Here is a 20,196-nt window from a genome sequence, read left to right as displayed (position 1 = left end):
TTTAATTTTTTTAGATCAACTTATTGAAACTTTAAAATTGATGATTACCTTTGCATCCACATTTAAAACAGCGGATTTTCCGGTAACGGCAGTGAACCGAAACCGCCAGGGCGAAAACGCTTCGGTTTATTACATACGGTAGTAAACGTAAAAAGAAACTTCACTTCACATGCGGATGTGGCGAAATTGGTAGACGCACTAGACTTAGGATCTAGCGCCGCGAGGCATGGGGGTTCGAGTCCCTCCATCCGCACACCCTTGAAAATCCCTCGATCTTGATACGCTGCCTTATTGGTACATCAGGATGGAGGGTTTTTGTTATTGGTAAACATTAAACAAACATCCCTTGGAAATTACATTAGACAAACATGCAGCCAATGAAGCCTCTGTCAAAATAAAATTGGAAGAGGCCGATTATCAGCCAAAGGTTGATGCCAAGATAAAAGACTATGCGAAAAAGGCGACCATCAAAGGTTTCCGCCCAGGTAAAGCGCCCTTTGGCATGGTGAAAAATCTGTATGGCACCTCTGTTTTGGTGGAGGAGATCAATGCAATATTGTCCAAATCCCTGAACGATTACCTAAAAGCGCAGGAATTTGAAGTCCTGGGAGATCCTCTTCCCAAGGAAGAAGAGACCGATTCCATCGACTGGAAAAAGCAAAAAGAATTTGAATTTGCATACAAAATTGGGTTTTTAGAAAAAATCCCAGTAGACCTGGACCAAAAACTGGAAGTAAAAACCTATTCCATCACGCTTTCCGATAAGGAAGTTAACGAGGCCCTGGACAACATCAAAAAACAGTACGGGAAAATGACCAATCCCGAAGAAAGTGCAGCAAACGATTTTTTATACGGCGATCTGAAAGCCGAAGACGAAAGTTTTGAAGAAACACTTTCCCTTCCGTTAAAGGAAATGGACGGACGGTCTGTCAAGAAATTTCTTGGCGTGAAAAAAGGGGATACCATCAGCTTTGATCCATCCAAGGCCATCAAAGGTGACTTGGCGGACATCCTGAATATCGGAAAAGAGGAAGCCGAAAAGCTGACAGGAAATTTCACCTTCACCGTACAGAATATCAATCGTACCGAAGAGGCTACCCTTGATCAAGAACTCTTTGACAAGGTATTTGGACCCGGTCAGGTAGATTCGGAAGAAGCCTTTCTGGATAAAATCAAGACCATCCTCACGGAAAACTACCAAAAAGAAGCAAAAGTCTTTAACGAAGAGCAACTCAAAGAAAGCTTGATTAAGGCCCATCCCCTTGATCTTCCCGAGGCGTTTTTGAAGGAATGGTTGGTACGTGCCAATGAAGGAAAATTCAGCCCGGAAGAGGTAGAAAAAGAATTTCCCGCCTACGCCAAACAACTTACCTGGTCTCTGCTATCCAATCAGATCGCCAAGGAAAATGAAATTAAGGCAGAACACGAGGACGTGATCGAAAAAACAAAAGAAATGATCCGCGAGCAACTGGCTTCTTCCGGGATGGGTTCTCAACTAGAGGATAACATGGACATGTTTTTAGAAAACTACCTCCAGGGAAATGAAGGGAAAAATTACATGCAAATGCTCACCGCCGTCCAGAACGAAAAGGTGCTGAATTTTGTCCGGGAAAAGGCAAAAATAAAGGAGGAGAAAATTGGGGTAGAAAAGTTTAAGGAACTCCTCGAAAACTAATTGCTGAAATTATTTGTTCATAAAAAGTCCTTTTGTAAGGGCTTTTTTTATTTTTGTATCCGTCCAATAAATAAATCGTACGATGAATAAAGAAGAGTTTAGAAAATTCGCAGTCAAAGGACAAGGAATCAGTGGAAACACCTTTGACCAATATACCCATTCCGTAGAAAACATGACCCGGGCAGTAATCGAAGAACGCCCTACCAATTTTAGAGAAATAGACGTTTTTTCCCGGTTGATCATGGACAGGATCATTTTCCTCGGCACCGGTGTAGACGACCATATTGCCAATATCATCACGGCACAGCTATTGTTCCTGGAATCGGTCGATTCCAAGAAAGACATTTTGCTCTACATCAATAGTCCGGGAGGATCGGTCTACGCGGGCCTGGGAATCTACGATACCATGCAATACATCAACCCCGAAGTAGGTACCATTTGTACAGGATTGGCCGCCTCAATGGGTGCCGTTCTGCTGGCGGGAGGTGCTGCTGGTAAGCGGGCCGCATTGCCACATTCCAGGATCATGATCCACCAGCCATCGGGTGGTATGCAAGGACAGTCCAAGGACATGGAAATTACTGTCAAGCAAATTTTGGAACTGAGAACAGAGTTGTACGAAATCCTGGCAAATCACAGCGGTAAATCCATTGAAGAAATTGAGAAAGATTCAGACCGGGATTACTGGATGCGGGCTTCCGCTGCCAAAGAGTATGGCCTGATTGACGAAGTATTGACGCGAAAAGAAAAAGAATAACTGAATGGCTCAAGTAACGTGTTCCTTTTGTGGTAGAAATAAAAAAGACGTGGATCTTATGGTCTCCGGTATTTCTGCCCATATCTGTAATTATTGTATCGAACAAGCATTCCAGATTTTGGGAGAAGAGGACAAAACCAAAAAACAGTCCAAAAAACCCAAGTTCAATCTAAAAAAGCCGAAAGAACTGACCGCCTACCTGGACGAATACGTCATCGGTCAGCAAGAAGCGAAGAAAGTGCTGACCGTTGCCGTATACAACCATTACAAGCGATTGGGACAAAAAGAGGACAAAGAGGACGGGGTTAAAATCGAAAAATCCAATATAATCATGGTAGGCGATACCGGAACCGGAAAAACCTACCTGGCCAAAACGCTGGCCAAAACATTGGAAGTACCTTTCTGTATTGCCGATGCTACGGTACTGACTGAAGCAGGCTACGTAGGCGAGGATGTGGAGAGCATCCTCACCCGTTTGCTGCAGGCAGCCGATTACAATGTGGAAGCCGCCGAGCGAGGCATCGTCTATATCGACGAGCTTGATAAAATAGCCAGAAAATCGGACAATCCTTCCATCACCCGCGATGTCAGTGGAGAAGGGGTGCAGCAGGCCATGCTAAAATTACTGGAGGGCACCGTGGTAAACGTGCCGCCACAGGGAGGAAGAAAGCATCCGGACCAAAAAATGATTTCGGTCAATACGGAAAACATCCTGTTTATCTGCGGAGGCGCCTTCGATGGGATCGGAAGACATATTGCTGGCAGACTAAACACCCAACCACTGGGTTTTAATAAAAAATCGGGTGCAGAGGCAATTGATCGAAACAACCTGTTGCAGTACGTGACCGCGCAAGACCTCAAAGCCTTCGGACTCATACCGGAACTGATCGGCAGACTTCCTGTCATTACGCACCTGGACCCACTCGATAAAGCAACACTTAAGCGAATCTTAACGGAGCCAAAAAATGCATTGACGAAGCAATACATCAAGTTGCTTGCCATGGAGGACGTGACCCTTACCTTTGAGGAGTCGGGAATCGATTTTATCGTGGAAAAAGCTGTGGAATTCAATTTAGGTGCGCGGGGACTTCGGTCCATTTGCGAGGCGATCATTACGGATGCCATGTACGAATTGCCTTCCGAAGAAGGCGAACAAACCCTGGTGATCGACCTTGAATATGCCAGTTCCCAGTTCGAAAAATCTAAATTCAAAAAGCTTCAGGTTGCCTGACACACTGAAGTTTCATCCATTAATCAAGCCTCCCGAGCACTCGGGGGGCTTTTTTTTGTCGGAATATAAATCGACCAGAAAGTCTTTGGATAGTACAAGCAGCCGAGGCAACCATTAGGGGTTGCTTGCAACCGCCCGCCCAGACAGGGAGCCAAAAATCAATTCGGCCGTTTCCAGCGATGCTTGTTTGGTACCGATCTTTTCTATCAGGGCGCCATACCCTTCCAATAGGGCCTGCCGCCTGGGACCGTCGGGTAGCAAGGCCTGTAATTCCTTTTTCACCGAAGCGGCCGAGTAATCCGATTGGATCAACTCCTTGACCAACCCTGTTCCTGCGATCAGATTCACCAGGGAAATAAATGGCACCCGGATCAACCGTTTGGCAATGGCGTAGGAGATGCTGCTGGTCTTATATACCACCACTTGCGGGACCTGAAACAAAGCCGTTTCCAAAGTAGCGGTCCCAGAGGTCACCACCGCTGCCCGGGCCCGGTACAGGATATCGTAGGTCTGGTCAAAAATCACCTTTATTCCAGCGGCGATTGCTTCCTGGTACACCTCAGCAGGAAGGTTGCTAACCCCTGCCACTACCCAATCCACCTCTTTGAGTTCGGATTTCAACGCGATCATGGTTCGCAGCATCTGGCTGATTTCCTGCTTCCTGCTTCCCGGAAGCAAGGCCACCAACCTATCCGCCCGGATTCGATTCCTTTCCAAAAAATCCGGATCCGGCCGGAACTTCTTCGTTTCATCCAAAAGTGGATTTCCCACATAGGCAACCTGCCAATCGAATTTTTGGAAAAATTCGGGCTCAAAGGGCAAAATGCAATACAGCTGATCGACGTACTTTTTAAGGGTATAGGCCCGGTTTTGGTTCCAGGCCCATACTTTCGGAGCAATGTAATAGTGAACAGGTATTCCCTGCTTGCTGGCAAACGCTGCCATCTTCATATTAAACCCACCAAAATCAACCAATACCAGGGCATCCGGTCGGTGCTCCAGCAAATCGGCTTTGATCTTATTCAGGTACGTTAGTACCCGGCGAAAATGAAGCACTACTTCCACAAAGCCCATCAAGGCCATTTCCCGGTAATGAGCCACCAAAAAACAGTCGGCTGCCTCCATATAATCCCCGCCCATGCCCCGGAATTGGGCATGCGCGTCTACTTTTTTCAATCCCTGAATCAAGTTCGACGCATGCAGGTCTCCGGAACGTTCGCCGGCGATGATGTAATAGTTCAACGGACTGGGGTTTGTTGGTTCCAATAGGGGTTATTCCCCGTAGTATTCCACAAAATTCCGTGGTGTCTCATACAGGGTAAGCTTGTACAGGCCTCCTTCTTTTATCAGCTCATCCACCAATGGCTGGAGTATTTTCCAAAATTCCATGACCAGGTTTTCACAGCTGGCCATCTTGCCTGCCATAAACGGTACGTCCACGTTCAGGTTCTTATGGTCGACCTTGTCGATTACTTCCCGCCGTATCAGGGTGCTTAACTGCTTCAAGTCTACCACAAAGCCGGTATCCATATCGGGCTTACCCTTGATGGTGACAATCAGTTCAAAATTATGCCCGTGCCAGTTTTCATTGGCGCAGGGTCCGAAGACAGCCTTATTTTTCTCTTCGGACCATTTGGGATTCCATAATTTATGGGCTGCGTTAAAATGTTCCTTCCGACAAACGTGTACCATTGGTTTTATTCGATTCCGGCCACAAAGGTACATAAAAAAGGCACAAAAACATTCCAATAATCCTGGCAAAACCTGGCAGCTACAGCTGAGGTAAGTCCTGGGATACCGCTGCCAGTTGCTCCTACTCCTTCAACACTTTAAAGGTATGCACCTCCTTACCCGCCCGGACCTGTACCAGGTACAGACCCGCCGGATAGGCAAAATCCATCAGGTACTCCATTCCATGGGCCGTTTTGGCGAAGGAATCGCGAAACCGCTCCCTGCCGGTTGCATCAAAAAGTGACACCGCCACCTCTCCTCTAAAATCATTGTGCATGAACAGAGACAACCGCTCCCCTACCGGATTGGGGCCCAATGCATAGCCGGCCCTTCCGGAAAAGGTATCGTCCCCCGTACTGGAAACTACCACCAGATCCGAAATCCGGTTGCACTGATCGTCTATCACGGTCACCTGATAGGCCCCGCCATCCTCCACCAGTAGGGACCGCTCGATAGCACCTGGGATCTTGACGCCATTGTTGTACCATTGGTACGAAGCCGCAGGCACCCGTAAGGTAAGCTGCGCCCCATTGGCAACGATTTCCGGTTTACGCAGGGAATTGGGATTGATGGTAATGCTTCGTTCGAAGGTGGTCTCTCCACCCGGACCGGCAATTTCCAATCGCACCAAATAGGTTCTGGCGTTTGAAAAAATAAAGGTAGGCTGCGCCTCACTGGAGGTACCAAATCCGGCAAAGTTCCAGCGGTAGCGGTTGATACTACCTTCCGAGAGGTTGATAAATTCGGTCACCCCTCCGGCACAGTTAAACTCCACGTCAAAATTGGCAAAAAGCACGTTTTCGCAGCGAATATTGCTCCAGTTGGCCGCATTGATAACAGAGGACTGTGGATTCAGGTTGATTACAGCCTCGCCCTGCAGGTCCACGTTTTCTACACTTAGCCCGTCAAAGCAGTATTTTCTGTAGGGATTGTGAATCAAAGTCGCTTTGCCGGAGGAGCGAATCATGGATTGGGCATTTGGACCGCCCGAGTGACTGATCGTCTCCACGACCGTCAACGATTGCCCACTGGACAAAACCAACTGGGCACCGCTATTCAATGCCAGCACCTCTACCTGGATGTTGTCCTGTAATACACGGGTCTCCCCGTTCAATTCGAGGGTTTCTATCAATCCGGTGGCTTGTAGCTCCAGTACTCCCCCGCTATTTTTCAGGCGTGCCAAGCGGGTGGCGGCGAGGTCTTCAAACACGCCGTTTTCTCCGGTAAATACCAAATTCAACTCCGCTTCGATACTGGCGCCCGGGAGACTGCGGAAATCAACCTCAAATGCTAACGTCTCCAGATTGCCCCGAAGCGCTGCATTGGCTCCCAGGGCAAAGGAACGCACCGACAGGCTGTCCATTGCAAAATCGACGGTTGCCGCTTCTATATCCAAACGGGTTGGAGGGGGCATGGACAGAATGCGCCACTGCCCTTGCTCGAAGAACAAGTCGATATCGGTGAATGTCAACTGCCCAAAATCCAGGATATTCTCGTTTTGGTCCGCACCTTCAAACCGGATTTGCCCATTCTGCAACTCAGTCAGGTTATTACTCGAACGGAATCCGTTGCGTACACGTAGCTCATTTTGATCCAGGTCAAGCACCCAACCGTTATCTCCAAAAATATTCAAGCTGAAAACGTCTGTTTCGCGGCCCAGGGCAATTCGTTCACCTTCGATCGGGCGGTCGATGACCACCCGTGTCCCGGCATCGGGTACCCGGTTAGCAGCTACTCCATCGCTACTGAGGGACCAATTCCGGGGATTATCCCAATCACCATCGCTGCCTATCCAATACAGGGTACTGGACTGCCCTCCGGAAACCCCGGCAGAGAAAACCAAACTGAAGGGCTGTATTCCGTTGGTTAGGGTTCCTTTATGACTTACCCGAAGGGTGTAGCGCTGTGGTGCAGGGTTGGTAACCTCAATCTGCTCCACATTGTCTCGGAAGTTATCGGTATCATTGGAGGCGATGGCGCTGGACCCATCCCGGGGATCGAGCGTCCAGGGAAAATAGGTAGTCCCGTCTTCGCCAATAATTCGTAAATCCAGGTCATTGACCAACATCAAATTAGCTGGGTTTAGGCTGGGTGAGGGGGGCGACCCCGCAGGATCGGTCCAGGCAATGGTTGCTTTGATGGGTTCTATTCCATTGGAAATAAACTCAAATTCGTATACCTCGCCCTGCCGCAGGTCCCGCTCGCGGATAATGGTAGAACTACCGTCTTCATCGATTATCATTCGGGCTGCGGCTGCAGCATCGAGCAGTCCCCAGCCGAACATATAATCCGGACCGGGATTCATGCCGGCTTCTTTTGTGGTTTGTATCGCCAGCGCCTTCACCGTGGAAGAAAGCATGTACCTCCCCGCATTTCGGTCTCCGTAAAGCTCTTGCAACAAAAGCAAGGAACCCGAGACATTCGGCGTTGCCATGGAGGTGCCACTCAGACTGGCATAACTGTCCGCATTAGTGGATTCCAATATGGCCGAACTAAACACATTTACCCCCTTACCCACCAGATCCGGTTTGATTCGGCCGTCGTCCACGGGACCCCAACTCGAAAACGAACTCATGATTACATCTCTGGGATTGGTGTATTCGCCCAGTAAATTAACGGCACCGACAGTAAGGCTGTTTTTCGCGACTCCCTCGGGACCAATGGAATCGTCGGGACCGTCTGAATCCCTGGACCCGTCCCCTACATCCGATCGGTCGTTTCCTGCCGCCCAAACAATGGTGTAATAGGGCTTTGCAAAGGATAGCTCATCGATTTGTCTGGATTTGTTGGAATAAAAACCAAAGCGATAGTCCTCGTTTGGACTGACGCCCTCGTTACCTGACCAGGCCCAATTGCTATTACTATCCCGAAACCAGCCCGTCAGAAATCCATAGGAATGGTTGGACACCAGGTGCCCTTGCGGATTGAGTTGCGGGTCGTAGCTATTTTGGGTCATTTTAGAAATATCTGCATCCCAGTTAAAGGCCCATCCCGTGGCTTGATTGGCCATGCCTCGGGCATTTCGGTTATTGCCTGCAGCGAGGATGGTACCGGTAACGTGCGTGGCATGGTTACTGATCTCCTCGGTAGACCCGTCGATTTGGGTGACCCGATTGCCAAACTCATTATGGGAGGCCTTCGGACGGGTCTGATCGTAAATGCCAATCACCATGTCCGCTCCTGCAAGGCTTAGACCAAGACTTCCGCCCTCCTGCAAGGCATTGGTACCTGTCGCCTCAGCAGCCGCCAGATTGTGCGTGGTATAATAGACCGGATGATTGCTTTCGTCAAGGTATTGAAAAACCGCCAGCCGCCGGTCCGAAAGCTGTATGCGTACCGGAATACCCAACTCTTCGGCAAGGGCTATTTTTTCTGCAGGGCCCAAACTGTACTGCTTTACGTTTTGCTGCAACTTTTGAAAAACTTCGGTCCGGACTTTCTGCAATCCTCCTCGGGTATCCCCCGTATTCTGGGCGACAACCAACCCTCCCGCAAACAGGAAAGCGATCAAAATGAGCGTTTTTTTCATCTGATTTTTTACAAACGTTTCTGATGATTTCATCAGGCTACTGTTCTCTTCTTCATTACCAGTGACCGGCTATTCCACCACCCGGGTCAGGGTCGTGACACCGCTTTCCTCGGTTTCCTCCGTTCTCCAACTTATGCGAATGGTACCGTCGTCGTTTACCCTACCGGTCCCGTTGAAGGTGTCTCCTCCGAAAACCAAATCGGGCTGATCGGTGATGGTAATCTCTCCACATAGCTCGGTAAAGACGGCCGGATTGTCTTCCGCCCCGAAGGTTTGGGAATACACCCCACCGGTGATATCGGAAATCCGATAGGTAAATGGCTCCAACTCGGTAATGGTCACCTCGTAGTTGACCGTTCCTCCCGTCCCTACGGTAACGGTGCTGTACACCCCTGCCAAATCCGATGGGCAGGAAAGTCGGATCTCAATGGTCAATTGGTTGTAATTGGTGCTGATTTTCGTCGGCCCGGCATCCAAAATGCGCAGGACCAAATTGGGCGTTTCTTCATTCGCCAGATTTCCCGTCAATATCTCAAGCGGCACATCCACAAAGCTGCTATTCGCAGGTATGGTCACTTCCGGGTTGCTCAGACGGTAATGCACGCCCTCCACCGCCGTGGATGTGGGGTCAACGCCCAACAAAAGATTTACCGGTTGATCGACCTGTGCACCGACCAAATTCACCCGTACGACCTCCTGATCCACTTGGGTGTCGTTTCGTTTGGTCATGATTTTCCGGATGGTATTGTTGGGGCGGGAGGCATCTTCAAACTCCACTTCCATGCCCTCCCAGACAATCGTAAACCCGGATTCTTCCATGCAGGAAGAAACCCAGAACACCATTCCTACCAGTAAGACACATCCGACGATTCGTTGTAAGGTATCCATAACTTAATATCCCGGGTTTTGCTCAAGGTTTTCATTCAATTGAATCTGGGACAAAGGCAGGTTTGCCAGAATCCGGTAATCGGTGTAGGGGACTTCCAGAAAATCCGCATGTTTGCTAATGTCTCGGCCGTTTCTTTTCAAGTCGAAAAAACGATGCCCCTCCAGGGCAAATTCCAGCCTTCGCTCCAAGAGGATGCGGTTGAGCAGGGCTTCTCCCGAAAGCAGGTTGTCGATCGCGCCCAGTCCGCGCTTGGATCGGAGCGCATTGATATCTTCCCTGGCTCCCTGCGGGTTGTTTTGGTACCGGGCTTCTGCCCGAATTAGGTACAACTCAGGCGCACGAATGATCGGAAGGTTCTCTAAAAAATCTCCCTTGTAGCCGGTCCATTTTCTACTGGCGTATACCGGCCCCTCTATTCCTTCCCGGGTGGTTTCCCTCCAGCATTCACGGCGGACGTCTCCGGTTTCATAAGCGGCCATCAATTCATTCGACGCACCGATGATAAACTGTGCGGCTGGTTCGTTGTCGGAGACCAGGGAATTCAGGCTATTGTTTACCCCATCCACGCTGCTCCAATCCACCTGACGAAGCTCTAGTTCAAACAGGGATTCCGGATGGGGGGCCCGGGAAAAACCCTGCACGTACTGTCCCGCTTCCAGCAGTCCATCCCCGTTGGTGCGCAGTCCAAGGAGATTCATGGCCGAGGTTGCCGCTGCCTCCGCATCCTCCATGCGCCCCCAATATAGGTAGAGACGGGCGAGCAGGGTGAGGGCTGCGCCGGTATTGGCGTAGTAAACCCCCTCTGAACCAATCGGAACGGCTCCCACCAGAGGAATGGCAGCCAGCAGATCCCGCTCGATCTGCTCGTATACTTCTTCTACCGTGGACCGGGTCCGGAAATCGGCATCGGAAGCTACCAGGGTGGGTTGGAGTCTGAGGATCGGTCCCAGATTGAAGCCATTTACTTCCCTTCCCGGCTCGTAACCATAGACCCGGCACAAATCGAAATAGAACAAGGCCCGCATAAAATGGGCGTCACCCTTGATAAAAGATTTTTCTTGTTCTTCTCCGGACACCGTCTCGTCGTCGATGGTTTCGATGATTAGGTTGGCGTCGTTGATACCGCCGTACACCACCCCGTTCCAAATGGCAATGTGGTCCCGATCCCCGTTTGCTTCTTCACCCTGGTACCGGCCGGTATTGGCCACCAGTCGCAAGTTATCTGCTAAAATCTCCGGGGCGATCATCATGGTTTGGCCGTAGTAACTGAAGCTCGTAGCCCGGTTATACATGGAGTTGGCGACCGATTGGTAGCCGGACACGTCGTTGAAAGCGACCTCCGGCGTCAGGCTTTGCCTGGGGGTGGTATTCAAATCGGTGCACGCCATCAGGGGAAGTGCTACCAACCCCATCGAAACACATGTTTTTATCATCTTCTTTATCATTCCTGTCAAAAGGTAAGGTTGATTCCTGCGGTAATTTGCCGGGCTGTGGGGTAGGTTCCGTAGGTATCTCCGATGGAATTCACCTCCGGGTCCAGGCCGTTGTATTTGGTCAGGGTCCAAAGATTAAGCCCCTGGACAAATACGTTCATTTCGTCTATCCGGGCCTTCGAAAGCAGGTTTTTTGGGAGGTTGTAATTCAGGGTGACCTGCTTTAGCCGTATGTAACTACCGTCAGAAATCTGTTTGGTAGAAAACTGCTGGTAGCCCGAATGGCCTGGAACCCGCCCCCCTTCGTAGGGCTTCGGCACGTTGGTGATTTGCCCGGGCACGCGCCAGAAAAACGACTGGTCCACCGTTTGATTGTCCTGCCCGATGGATCCGGCCTGCGCCAGGTTATACAAATCCTGGTTGAATGCCAGGTTTCCGTATTGGTACTGAAAAAACACTTCCAGGCTTAGTGGACCATAGGCGAAGGTATTGGATAACCCACCGAAATTCCAGGGCAAGGCACTGCCAATGTATTTCAGGTCGTCGTCGGTGACCAAATAGGTGTATTCCCCGTTCTCATCAAAATACATGGGTGCTCCATTGGCGGGATTCACCCCCGCATACTCGTAAGCATAGTAAAAACTGATGGGCTTTCCGACGATCAAGTCATTCCCCAATCGGTCTAGCCCCTCGTATAATTCCAGTAGTTCGTTGGAAAAAATCGAGGTATTGAAAGCCGTGCTCCAGCGGAACTTCCCCCAGACCACGTTGGTCGTTTGCAAATCAAAGTCGATCCCCTGATTGCGTACTTTTCCTGTATTCCGCGTGATGGAGCCAAAGCCGGAATCGATGGGAAGCTGGGTCTCAAACAACAAACTTTGCGAATCTTTCCGCCACACGTCCACCGTTGCGATGATGCGTCCGTTAAACAAGGTGGCGTCTACCCCAATATTGGTAGACACCGATTCCTCCCAGGTCAGACGATCGTTTCCTAACTGCACAAAGCGCAAGGCTCCTCCCCCCAGGTACTGCCCGGCCGAACCCACCAACGTGCGGGATTCAAAATTGCCGATGTTGGAATTTCCTGTGATCCCGTAGGAGGCCCGGAGCCGAAGGTTATCCACCCAGCGGGCATTTTCCATAAACCGCTCTGAAGACAGGCGCCATCCGGCCGACACGGCACCAAAATTACCCCAACGGGTATTGGTTCCAAAGCGGGAAGATCCATCGCGGCGGACCGTCAGGTCAAAGGTGTATCGGTCGTCGTAGTCGTATTTGGCCTGTCCGAAGAATCCGGACCGTGCGTACTCAGTGTAAAAACCTCCCACCTGAAACGGCTGTGCCGCATTCTGCAGGTACCGCAACACGGGATTGGGAAAGCCCCGACCCGTTGCGGAGGTATTTTCCTGGGTTTCCATCTTGTATTCGTAGCCCAGTATGCCTGAAACGGTATGCAGATCGGAAAAGGTTTTGTTTACGTTGAAATTGGCATTGGCATTGGAATTGACGATCCGCCGGTCCACGAAGGTAGAAGATCCACCGTAACTGGCAAAAGCCGGAATGGTCGACGGACGGTTATTCTCGTCCCGGTTATCGGAAAAATCAAGGCCTCCGAAAGCAGTAAAGCCCAGCCAGGGAAGAATCTTGTACGTCATCTGCAGGTTGGATACCGACTGGTAGCTGGTTCCCGTCCGAAGCTCCTGACGGACACCCTGCACGATGTTGTACCCAAAAAGGTGTTCGGAAGGGTATTCTGCAAAGGTGCCATCTTCGTTGAAAATCGGCACATTGGGGCGGGAAACGTAGCCCGCCACAAAGGGACTGTTCACAAAGTTCCCCCGATCAATGGTTCCATTGGTAATTTGCCTGGAAAGGGAAAGATTGACATTGATGTTGAATTTTTCGTTTACATTATGGGACAGGTTCATCCGCCCGGTGGTTCGGGAATAATCGGACATGATGATTTGCCCCTCGTGGTAGGTATGGGATCCGGAAATAAAAAATTGCGTGCGGTCGTCTCCACCTGACAGGGACAGATCGTACACCCGCAGCCGGCCCTCCCGGAAAAGTGCGTTCACCCAATCGGTGTTCTGAATATCGGTGTCACTGGGACTTCCGAAAATCGATTCGGCGTCCCGGGGATTGAGACCGGCATTGATGTAAGCCTGCCGCTTGATAGAGGCCAGTTGGTTGGCATTCATTACATCGTAGAAACCAAGCGGCTGCACCAGGCCCTCCTGTGCGGAGACCCGCACTTTTGTTTTTCCCTGTTTTCCGCGTTTGGTAGTGATCAGTACCACGCCATTTGCAGCCTGTGCCCCATAAATGGAAGCGGCCGCCGCATCTTTGAACACTTCTATGGATTCAATATCGTTGGGGTTGATGGAGGCCAGGGCATTTTGTGGACCCTGACCGGAAAGACCTCCGGAAGCTACTTGTACCCCATCCACAATATAAAGCGGTTGTGTGCCGGCATTGATCGAGCCCACCCCGCGGATCTGCACGTTCAATGTACCACCCGGCTGTCCGGAACCTGCCGTAACCTGTACTCCGGCTACCCTTCCCTGCATGGCCCGGTCAAAGGACTGCATGGGAAGATCCTGAAAAATCTCTCCCTTGACCGAAGCAATGGCCCCGGTCACTTCCCGGCGTGTCTGGTCTCCATAGGCGGTCACCACTACTTCATCCAGGGAGGTCACATCGGGGCTTAACACCACATCGACCGTACTGCGGTTCCCGATCGTCACCGTCTGGGCTTGCAGCCCGATAAAGCGGAAAACCAGGGCATTATCTCCTTCGAACACGTCAATTTGATACTTTCCATCGATATCGGTGACCGTGCCCGTGTCGGTACCCCGCACCATTACGGTGACCCCGGGAATCGGCAAACCCGCTTCTGCGTCCGTCACGGTGCCGGTCACTGTTCGGCTGCTCTGTGCCTGAACCCGGAAAACTAGAGAAAGGAGGATTAGTACAAGTGGTAACGCTTTCTTCATCATACATATTGAGGTGAACAGTCAACCAATTTACTACAAATTCCATGGATATTCCAAAGCAAGCAGTAAAGATAAGCTACCGATCGGGCGGAATTACTGACTTATAAACGCGTAAAAAGGCAATCGGTTTGTGAAAACCCGTTATTTCTGGGCTCCCTTACCGAATGATCACCTCAATCCTCCGGTTAAATGCCCTGTTTTCTTCGGTCTCATTGGACACAAGAGGGTCCGAAGCACCCATCCCACGGGTGTCAATGCGGGATTCGGCAACACCGGATTCCACGAGAAACTCCTTCACCTCCAGTGCACGTTGGGTACTCAAGGTGAGATTGTATGCATCGCTGCCCACGTTGTCGGTATGACCCGCAATGGTGATGGAGATCGCAGGGTGCGTTTCCAAGAAAGCAACGAGACGCTTTAGAGAACTGATCGACGCCGATTTCAGCCGGGTATCGTCAAAATCAAAAAATACGTTTTCAAAAACAAATCGATTTCCGGAAGAAATGGGTTCCAGATATATTTCCAGGTTCTTTTGGTTTTTCAGGTTGTCCCGATCCGCATTGAAAATGCGGGGCATGTATCCTTGCTTTTCTACGTACAGACCGGAGAAAGACTTATCGGGATAAATCATCGTAAAGGTCCCGGCTTCGCCTTCGGAGCGAAACGTGTACAGTGTGCTGTCGTTTTCCAAATTGACCAGGGAGAGCACGGCTTCTACCGGTTCTCCGGTTTGCTCGTTGAGCACCCTTCCTTCGGTCACGACCAGGTTTTCCCCCAGATCGATTTCTTCAGGGAAGTCAAACCGGTACAAAAACGAACTGTCCGCCTTGCCCTGATGGTAGCTGTTTTCGGTATAGTAGGCATAATCCTTCTGCGCGGTGATGAACAGCGCCAACTGATCCTTTTGGTCGTTGATGGGATAACCCAGATTTTCCGGCGCACCAAAGCCCCTGCTGGTGTAGCGGCTGATAAACAAGTCCTTCTTTCCAAAACCGCTGTGCCCGTCCGAGGCAAAAAAAAGTACGGTGTTGTTAAAAAATACAAAGGGTGACACTTCGTCTCCCGACGTATTGACGGGCTGCCCGAGGTTTTCCGCAGGGGACCATTGCCCCGTTTCGTCCCTTTTCGAAAACCAAATGTCGTTGCCTCCCTTGCCCTCGGGTCTATTGGAAGAAAAAAACAGCATACGGCCATCGGCCGACAGGGAGGGCTGAGAGTCCCAAAAGCGCGAATTGACATTCCTCCCCATATTTCGCGGTTTTTGCCAGGAGCCATTGACCCGCTCGGTGAGGTACAGGTCGCAACTTCCAAACGAATCCGGTGTGTCACAAGAAGTGAAAATCAGCAACCGGCCATCGGCAGAAATGGTACAGGTGCCCTCGTTGTACCGGGTATTGATGGACAGAGATATGGGTTCCGGCACCGTCCAATCCCCCTCATCCCGGTTGGAGAAAAAAATATCCTCGTGGTCCCGGGCAGACATCCCATCCCGCTTGGTGAAGAAAATCCGTTTACCATCCGCCGTCAAAACCGGAAAATACTGCAATTGAAACCGATTAAGCGGGGCGGGTAATTTTTCCTTGTTCAGGGACAACGGATTCCGGATTCCTTCCTCAATCATGCGAAACTGTTGCATGTTTTCCCGGTAGGAATCCGAAGCAGTAAATTCTTCGGTAAGATACGGCGTGCTCTGCTCCACCGCTTCCAGGGCTTCTTCAAAATGCCCCATTTCCACCAATACCTGGCCCTTCAGCCAGGCCAGTCTCCCTCGGAAAAGGTCGCTATCCTTGATCGCCAGTCGGTTTTCGGCCAGACGCACCACTTCCAGCGCCTCCTCCGACCTGCCGGTAGTCAACAGGGTCTGGGCGTGCCGGATGTAGGCCTCGTAAAAATCCTTACTTCGCTGGTACGCATCCCGGAATTTATCCGCGGCCTCGCCAAATTGCTTTCTGCTCAGAAAAGATTCCCCCTCTTCGTAATACCCGATGGCCCGTTTGTCAATGATGGAATAGGCCTGCCCCTGAACCTGCAGGCAGGCGACAAAAGTAAGCAGGAAAACAAGCAGGACCTGGCGCATCATCAAATCTAAGGAATTTCCATGTATTTATGGGTTTGAAGGGAAATGTGCCAGCGGGGATTTTCTTTAACAAAATCCACGATCCGGGGCATCAGTTGTCCGGCTTTCGACCACTCCGGCTGTAGCAGCAATCTACACGAAGGGTTCACCTTTCGGGCCTCGCTTCGTGCAAATTCAAAATCGCTCTTGTGGTAGACAATCACTTTCAGTTCGTTTGCGATGGCGTAGATTTCGGGAACCGGACCTTTAAATTTCTTAGGGGAAAGGCAAATCCAGTCGAGCTCACCGGAATGCGAATGGGCTCCCGAAGTTTCGAGGTTAATGGTAAAGCCTTTTTCCTTCAAACCCCGTGTCAGGGGGCCCAGGTCGTACATCAATGGTTCTCCCCCGGTAATCACCGCCAACCTCGCCGGATGGGCATCGGCCTGCGCGACGATTTGATCGATTTCCACCAGGGGCCATTTTCCGGCTTCCCAGGAATCCTTCACGTCGCACCATACACAGCCCACGTCACAACCGCCGAGCCGTATAAAATACGCCGGCTGACCGGAATAGGTCCCCTCTCCCTGTATGGTATAAAAGGCCTCCATCAATGGCAATGCCTGTCCTTCCCGGACCCTACTAGCTGCTTCTACGTTCATAATTTTTGATTAAGCGGGTAATTGAACCGCTGATTGAACAAAAGAGAAAATCCCCGTTACCCGTACACCTTGCCCTGCGCGGCAAGGAGGGTATTGGACAACAAGGAAGCAATGGTCATGGGGCCCACCCCACCAGGAACTGGCGTGATGGCGGAGGCCTTGGGCGCCACCTCTTCGAAATTCACGTCCCCTACCAAACGAAACCCGCTCTTTCTGGAGGCATCCGGAATCCGGTGAATCCCTACATCGATTACCACAGCACCTTCCTTTACCATGTCCCCGGTCACAAAACCCGCTTTTCCGATGGCTACGATCAAAATGTCTGCCGACTGCGCGATCGCGCGTAGGTTTTGGGTCCGGCTGTGCGTCAGGGTAACGGTACAATTGCCCGGATAGCCATTCCTGCCCATCAGTATGCTCATGGGAGAGCCGACAATATGACTTCTACCGATCACCACGCAATGCTTGCCGGAGGTTTCGATCTCGTACCGCTTGATCAGCTCCACGATCCCATTGGGAGTGGCCGAAATATACGCCGGCCAGCCCAGGGTCATTCTGCCCACATTGGCTGGAGTGAAGCCGTCTACGTCTTTTTCCGGACGGATTTTGGCCGTCACCTTTTCAACGGAAATGTGCTTTGGCAAGGGCAACTGCACGATGAGTCCATCGATATCCGGATCTTGGTTGATCTTTTCTACCGCTGCCAGCAGCGCTTCTTCCGATACGCTTTCCTCCATGCGCACCAAGGTCGATTCAAAACCCACCTGCTCGCAGGCCTTTACCTTCGCTCCCACGTAGGTCTGACTGGCCCCATCATTGCCTACCAAAATGGCGGCCAGGTGCGGGGGCCGCATCCCCTTTTTTTTCATTTCCCCTACCTCAACGGATAGTTCGTCTTTTATTGTGGCGGAAACTGCTTTTCCGTCGATTTTTAGAAATCCTTCTCTATTATCCATTTGTGCTCATTTTGTGCAACCGCTTCCGGGTAGTTCAACGCTTCTCGCCGGGCAACCGTCACAAGATTTGCCTTTATCCCCCGGCAACCCGAAGCCGATCTTCGATCTAATCCAGTTTGAGTACCGCCATAAAGGCTTCCTGTGGCACTTCCACATTGCCAACCTGCCGCATCCGCTTCTTCCCTTTTTTCTGCTTTTCCAACAATTTTCGTTTTCGCGATATATCGCCTCCGTAACACTTGGCCAATACATTTTTCCGCAGCGCCTTTACCGTTTCCCGGGCAATCACCTTGCTACCAATAGCTGCCTGAATGGCGATTTCAAACATCTGCCGCGGCACCAACTCTTTCAACTTTTCGCAAAGCCGTTTCCCCCATTCGTAGGCCTTGTCCCGGTGAACAATGGCAGACAGGGCATCGACCGGCTCTCCGTTCAGCATCACATCCAGGCGGACCATGTGCGACTGCCGAAAGCCGATCAGTTCGTAGTCAAGAGAAGCATAGCCCCTGGAAATGGTTTTCAGTTTGTCAAAAAAATCGAAGACAATTTCCACCAGGGGCATATCAAAGGACAACTCTACCCGGTCGGAAGTCAGGTAAACCTGGTTTTTGATCTGCCCGCGCTTGTCCATGCATAGCTGTATGACCGGCCCTACGTAATCGGCAGCGGTAATGATGGCTACCTTTACATACGGTTCCTCGATGTGCTTGAACAAATTGGGCTCGGGCATATCGGAGGGGGCATTCACCGTACGGTATTCGTTATTGTTCATCAGGGCCCGGAACTGCACCGAAGGCACCGTGGTGATGACCGTCATGTCAAATTCACGCTCCAGGCGCTCCTGGATGATTTCCATGTGCAGCATTCCCAGAAAGCCGCACCGGAAGCCAAACCCCAGGGCTGCCGACGTTTCCGGCTCCCAGACCAGCGAGGCGTCGTTTAGCTGCAGTTTCTCCATGGAGGCCCGCAGCTCTTCAAAGTCGGTGGTGTCTACCGGATAAATCCCGGCAAAGACCATGGGCTTCACGTTTTCGAAACCCTGTACGGTGGTACTGCAGGGCCGCTTCACGTGGGTAATGGTATCCCCTACCTTGACCTCTTTCGCTACTTTGATGCCCGATACCAGGTAGCCCACATTACCTGCCTTTAGCTGTGGCTGTGGTTTTTGCTGGATGCCCAGAATGCCAATTTCATCTGCTTCGTATTCTTTGCCGGTGTTGACGAATTTGATCCGGTCGCCCTTGTTGATGGTGCCGTTAAAAATACGAAAAAGTACCTCCACACCGCGAAACGGGTTGTACACCGAATCGAAAATCATCGCCTGCAGCGGGCCTTCTTCGTCTCCGGTTGGCGCCGGTATTTTTTCTACCACGGCATTCAGGATAGCTTCGATACCGATCCCTTCCTTGCCTGAGGCCAGGATGATGTCTTCCCGCTTGCAGCCGATGAGTTCCATCACTTCATCGGCCACCACCTCCGGTTCCGCACCGGGCAGGTCGATTTTATTGAGCACGGGGATGATCTCCAGGTCGTGGCCGATAGCCAGGTAGAGGTTGGAAATGGTCTGGGCTTCAATGCCCTGCGAGGCATCGACGATCAGCAATGCCCCCTCGCAAGCGGCAATGGAGCGGGATACCTCGTAGGAGAAATCCACGTGTCCTGGGGTATCAATCAGGTTCAGGGTATATTCCTCTCCCTGATAGGGATATTTCATCTGGATGGCATGGGACTTGATGGTAATGCCCCGCTCCCGTTCCAGGTCCATACTGTCCAGCAGCTGGTCTTGCATCTCCCGCTCCGTTACCGTATTGGTGAATTGCAGGAGCCTGTCGGCAAGGGTACTTTTGCCATGGTCGATATGGGCAATGATACAGAAATTTCTTATTTTTTGCATGTTCATACTGGGTGCAAAAATAGTAAATCCCCGGCGTTTTTATAGATTTTGCAGATTTTAATTAGGTCTAGGCCTTTCTACGGGTTTACCGCAGGTTTACGCTGATTTTCACCGATTTTTCAGGTGACAGGATTGACCCATTTTTTCTTTTAATCATCTGTGCGAATCGGCGTAATCTGTGGTGCATCTTTTTTTTAACCACGGATGCGCACAGATTTTCACGGATTTTTTAGGTGTTTCTTAGCTCTCGAGCTGGGTGTAGATTGCATCTACATCCCTTTTATCCTTTTATTTACGCCAGCGAGGCATTTGTAATGCCGGGTCCCATGGACAGACGGGTTAAAAAATCATTTCTGTAAAGGTATACGTTTAGCCATTTTAAATGGC

13 protein-coding genes and 1 tRNA gene are annotated in these 20,196 nt (G+C 50.8%); 4 read left to right on the top strand and 10 right to left on the bottom strand.

Going from position 1 to position 20,196, the window contains the following annotated elements; translation table 11 throughout:
• Window positions 1–171 precede the first annotated feature (171 nt).
• The 4 genes from ABWH99_RS07950 (at window position 172) to clpX (ending at window position 3,663) form a co-directional block, all read left to right on the top strand.
• Window positions 172–253, top strand: a tRNA-Leu gene (locus ABWH99_RS07950).
• Window positions 254–346: 93 nt separating this feature from the next.
• Entirely contained in the window at window positions 347–1,675 is a 1,329-nt protein-coding gene (tig, locus tag ABWH99_RS07945; RefSeq protein ID WP_375585755.1) for a trigger factor, read from the top strand.
• Between the two features lie 82 nt (window positions 1,676–1,757).
• Window positions 1,758–2,432, top strand: a complete 675-nt coding sequence (locus ABWH99_RS07940; protein WP_375585754.1) for a ClpP family protease — start codon at window positions 1,758–1,760, stop codon at window positions 2,430–2,432.
• A 4-nt stretch (window positions 2,433–2,436) separates the two neighbouring features.
• The gene (gene clpX, locus ABWH99_RS07935) at window positions 2,437–3,663 is read left to right on the top strand and encodes an ATP-dependent Clp protease ATP-binding subunit ClpX (protein ID WP_375585753.1); all 1,227 of its coding nucleotides are present in this window, start codon (window positions 2,437–2,439) and stop codon (window positions 3,661–3,663) included.
• A gap of 114 nt (window positions 3,664–3,777) precedes the next feature.
• Here the strand turns inward: clpX and lpxB are convergent, their stop codons facing one another.
• The 10 genes from lpxB to lepA form a co-directional block, all read right to left on the bottom strand.
• The gene (lpxB, locus tag ABWH99_RS07930) at window positions 3,778–4,905 is read right to left on the bottom strand and encodes a lipid-A-disaccharide synthase (RefSeq protein WP_375585752.1); all 1,128 of its coding nucleotides are present in this window, start codon (window positions 4,903–4,905) and stop codon (window positions 3,778–3,780) included.
• 30 nt (window positions 4,906–4,935) lie between these two features.
• On the bottom strand, window positions 4,936–5,355 hold the full coding sequence (locus ABWH99_RS07925; RefSeq protein WP_375585751.1) for a 6-pyruvoyl tetrahydropterin synthase family protein: 420 nt from the start codon (window positions 5,353–5,355) through the stop codon (window positions 4,936–4,938).
• A gap of 121 nt (window positions 5,356–5,476) precedes the next feature.
• On the bottom strand, window positions 5,477–8,956 hold the full coding sequence (locus tag ABWH99_RS07920; RefSeq protein WP_375585750.1) for a S8 family serine peptidase: 3,480 nt from the start codon (window positions 8,954–8,956) through the stop codon (window positions 5,477–5,479).
• A gap of 36 nt (window positions 8,957–8,992) precedes the next feature.
• Entirely contained in the window at window positions 8,993–9,811 is an 819-nt protein-coding gene (locus tag ABWH99_RS07915) for a DUF4843 domain-containing protein (protein WP_375585749.1), read from the bottom strand.
• A gap of 3 nt (window positions 9,812–9,814) precedes the next feature.
• A complete protein-coding gene (locus ABWH99_RS07910) occupies window positions 9,815–11,245 on the bottom strand; it encodes a RagB/SusD family nutrient uptake outer membrane protein (protein ID WP_375585748.1) in 1,431 nt (476 codons plus the stop codon).
• A 17-nt stretch (window positions 11,246–11,262) separates the two neighbouring features.
• Window positions 11,263–14,244, bottom strand: coding sequence for a SusC/RagA family TonB-linked outer membrane protein (locus tag ABWH99_RS07905; protein WP_375585747.1), 2,982 nt, complete (start codon window positions 14,242–14,244; stop codon window positions 11,263–11,265).
• Between the two features lie 154 nt (window positions 14,245–14,398).
• The gene (locus tag ABWH99_RS07900) at window positions 14,399–16,321 is read right to left on the bottom strand and encodes an OmpA family protein (RefSeq protein WP_375585746.1); all 1,923 of its coding nucleotides are present in this window, start codon (window positions 16,319–16,321) and stop codon (window positions 14,399–14,401) included.
• 5 nt (window positions 16,322–16,326) lie between these two features.
• A complete protein-coding gene (locus tag ABWH99_RS07895; RefSeq protein ID WP_375585745.1) occupies window positions 16,327–16,959 on the bottom strand; it encodes a 7-carboxy-7-deazaguanine synthase QueE in 633 nt (210 codons plus the stop codon).
• Between the two features lie 56 nt (window positions 16,960–17,015).
• On the bottom strand, window positions 17,016–17,915 hold the full coding sequence (locus ABWH99_RS07890; protein WP_375585744.1) for a bifunctional 5,10-methylenetetrahydrofolate dehydrogenase/5,10-methenyltetrahydrofolate cyclohydrolase: 900 nt from the start codon (window positions 17,913–17,915) through the stop codon (window positions 17,016–17,018).
• A gap of 106 nt (window positions 17,916–18,021) precedes the next feature.
• Window positions 18,022–19,815, bottom strand: a complete 1,794-nt coding sequence (gene lepA, locus ABWH99_RS07885) for a translation elongation factor 4 (RefSeq protein WP_375585743.1) — start codon at window positions 19,813–19,815, stop codon at window positions 18,022–18,024.
• Between the last annotated feature and the right edge of the window lie 381 nt (window positions 19,816–20,196).

Origin of the sequence: Cyclobacterium xiamenense (genome assembly GCF_042140265.1) — a bacterium.
Lineage (GTDB): Bacteria > Bacteroidota > Bacteroidia > Cytophagales > Cyclobacteriaceae > Cyclobacterium > Cyclobacterium xiamenense_A.
Note: the sequence above shows the minus strand (reverse complement) of the source record. Positions and strands in the feature narration are given on the sequence as shown.

Excerpts from the sequence above, each read along its gene's own strand:
- ABWH99_RS07940 (WP_375585754.1), top strand. The coding sequence starts at position 1,758 with ATGAATAAAGAAGAGTTTAGAAAATTCGCAGTCAAAGGACAAGGAATC.
- clpX (WP_375585753.1), top strand. The coding sequence starts at position 2,437 with ATGGCTCAAGTAACGTGTTCCTTTTGTGGTAGAAATAAAAAAGACGTG.
- ABWH99_RS07925 (WP_375585751.1), bottom strand. The coding sequence starts at position 5,355 with ATGGTACACGTTTGTCGGAAGGAACATTTTAACGCAGCCCATAAATTA.
- ABWH99_RS07920 (WP_375585750.1), bottom strand. The coding sequence starts at position 8,956 with ATGAAATCATCAGAAACGTTTGTAAAAAATCAGATGAAAAAAACGCTC.
- ABWH99_RS07915 (WP_375585749.1), bottom strand. The coding sequence starts at position 9,811 with ATGGATACCTTACAACGAATCGTCGGATGTGTCTTACTGGTAGGAATG.
- ABWH99_RS07910 (WP_375585748.1), bottom strand. The coding sequence starts at position 11,245 with ATGATAAAAACATGTGTTTCGATGGGGTTGGTAGCACTTCCCCTGATG.
- ABWH99_RS07905 (WP_375585747.1), bottom strand. The coding sequence starts at position 14,244 with ATGATGAAGAAAGCGTTACCACTTGTACTAATCCTCCTTTCTCTAGTT.
- ABWH99_RS07900 (WP_375585746.1), bottom strand. The coding sequence starts at position 16,321 with ATGATGCGCCAGGTCCTGCTTGTTTTCCTGCTTACTTTTGTCGCCTGC.
- ABWH99_RS07895 (WP_375585745.1), bottom strand. The coding sequence starts at position 16,959 with ATGAACGTAGAAGCAGCTAGTAGGGTCCGGGAAGGACAGGCATTGCCA.
- ABWH99_RS07890 (WP_375585744.1), bottom strand. The coding sequence starts at position 17,915 with ATGGATAATAGAGAAGGATTTCTAAAAATCGACGGAAAAGCAGTTTCC.
- lepA (WP_375585743.1), bottom strand. The coding sequence starts at position 19,815 with ATGAACATGCAAAAAATAAGAAATTTCTGTATCATTGCCCATATCGAC.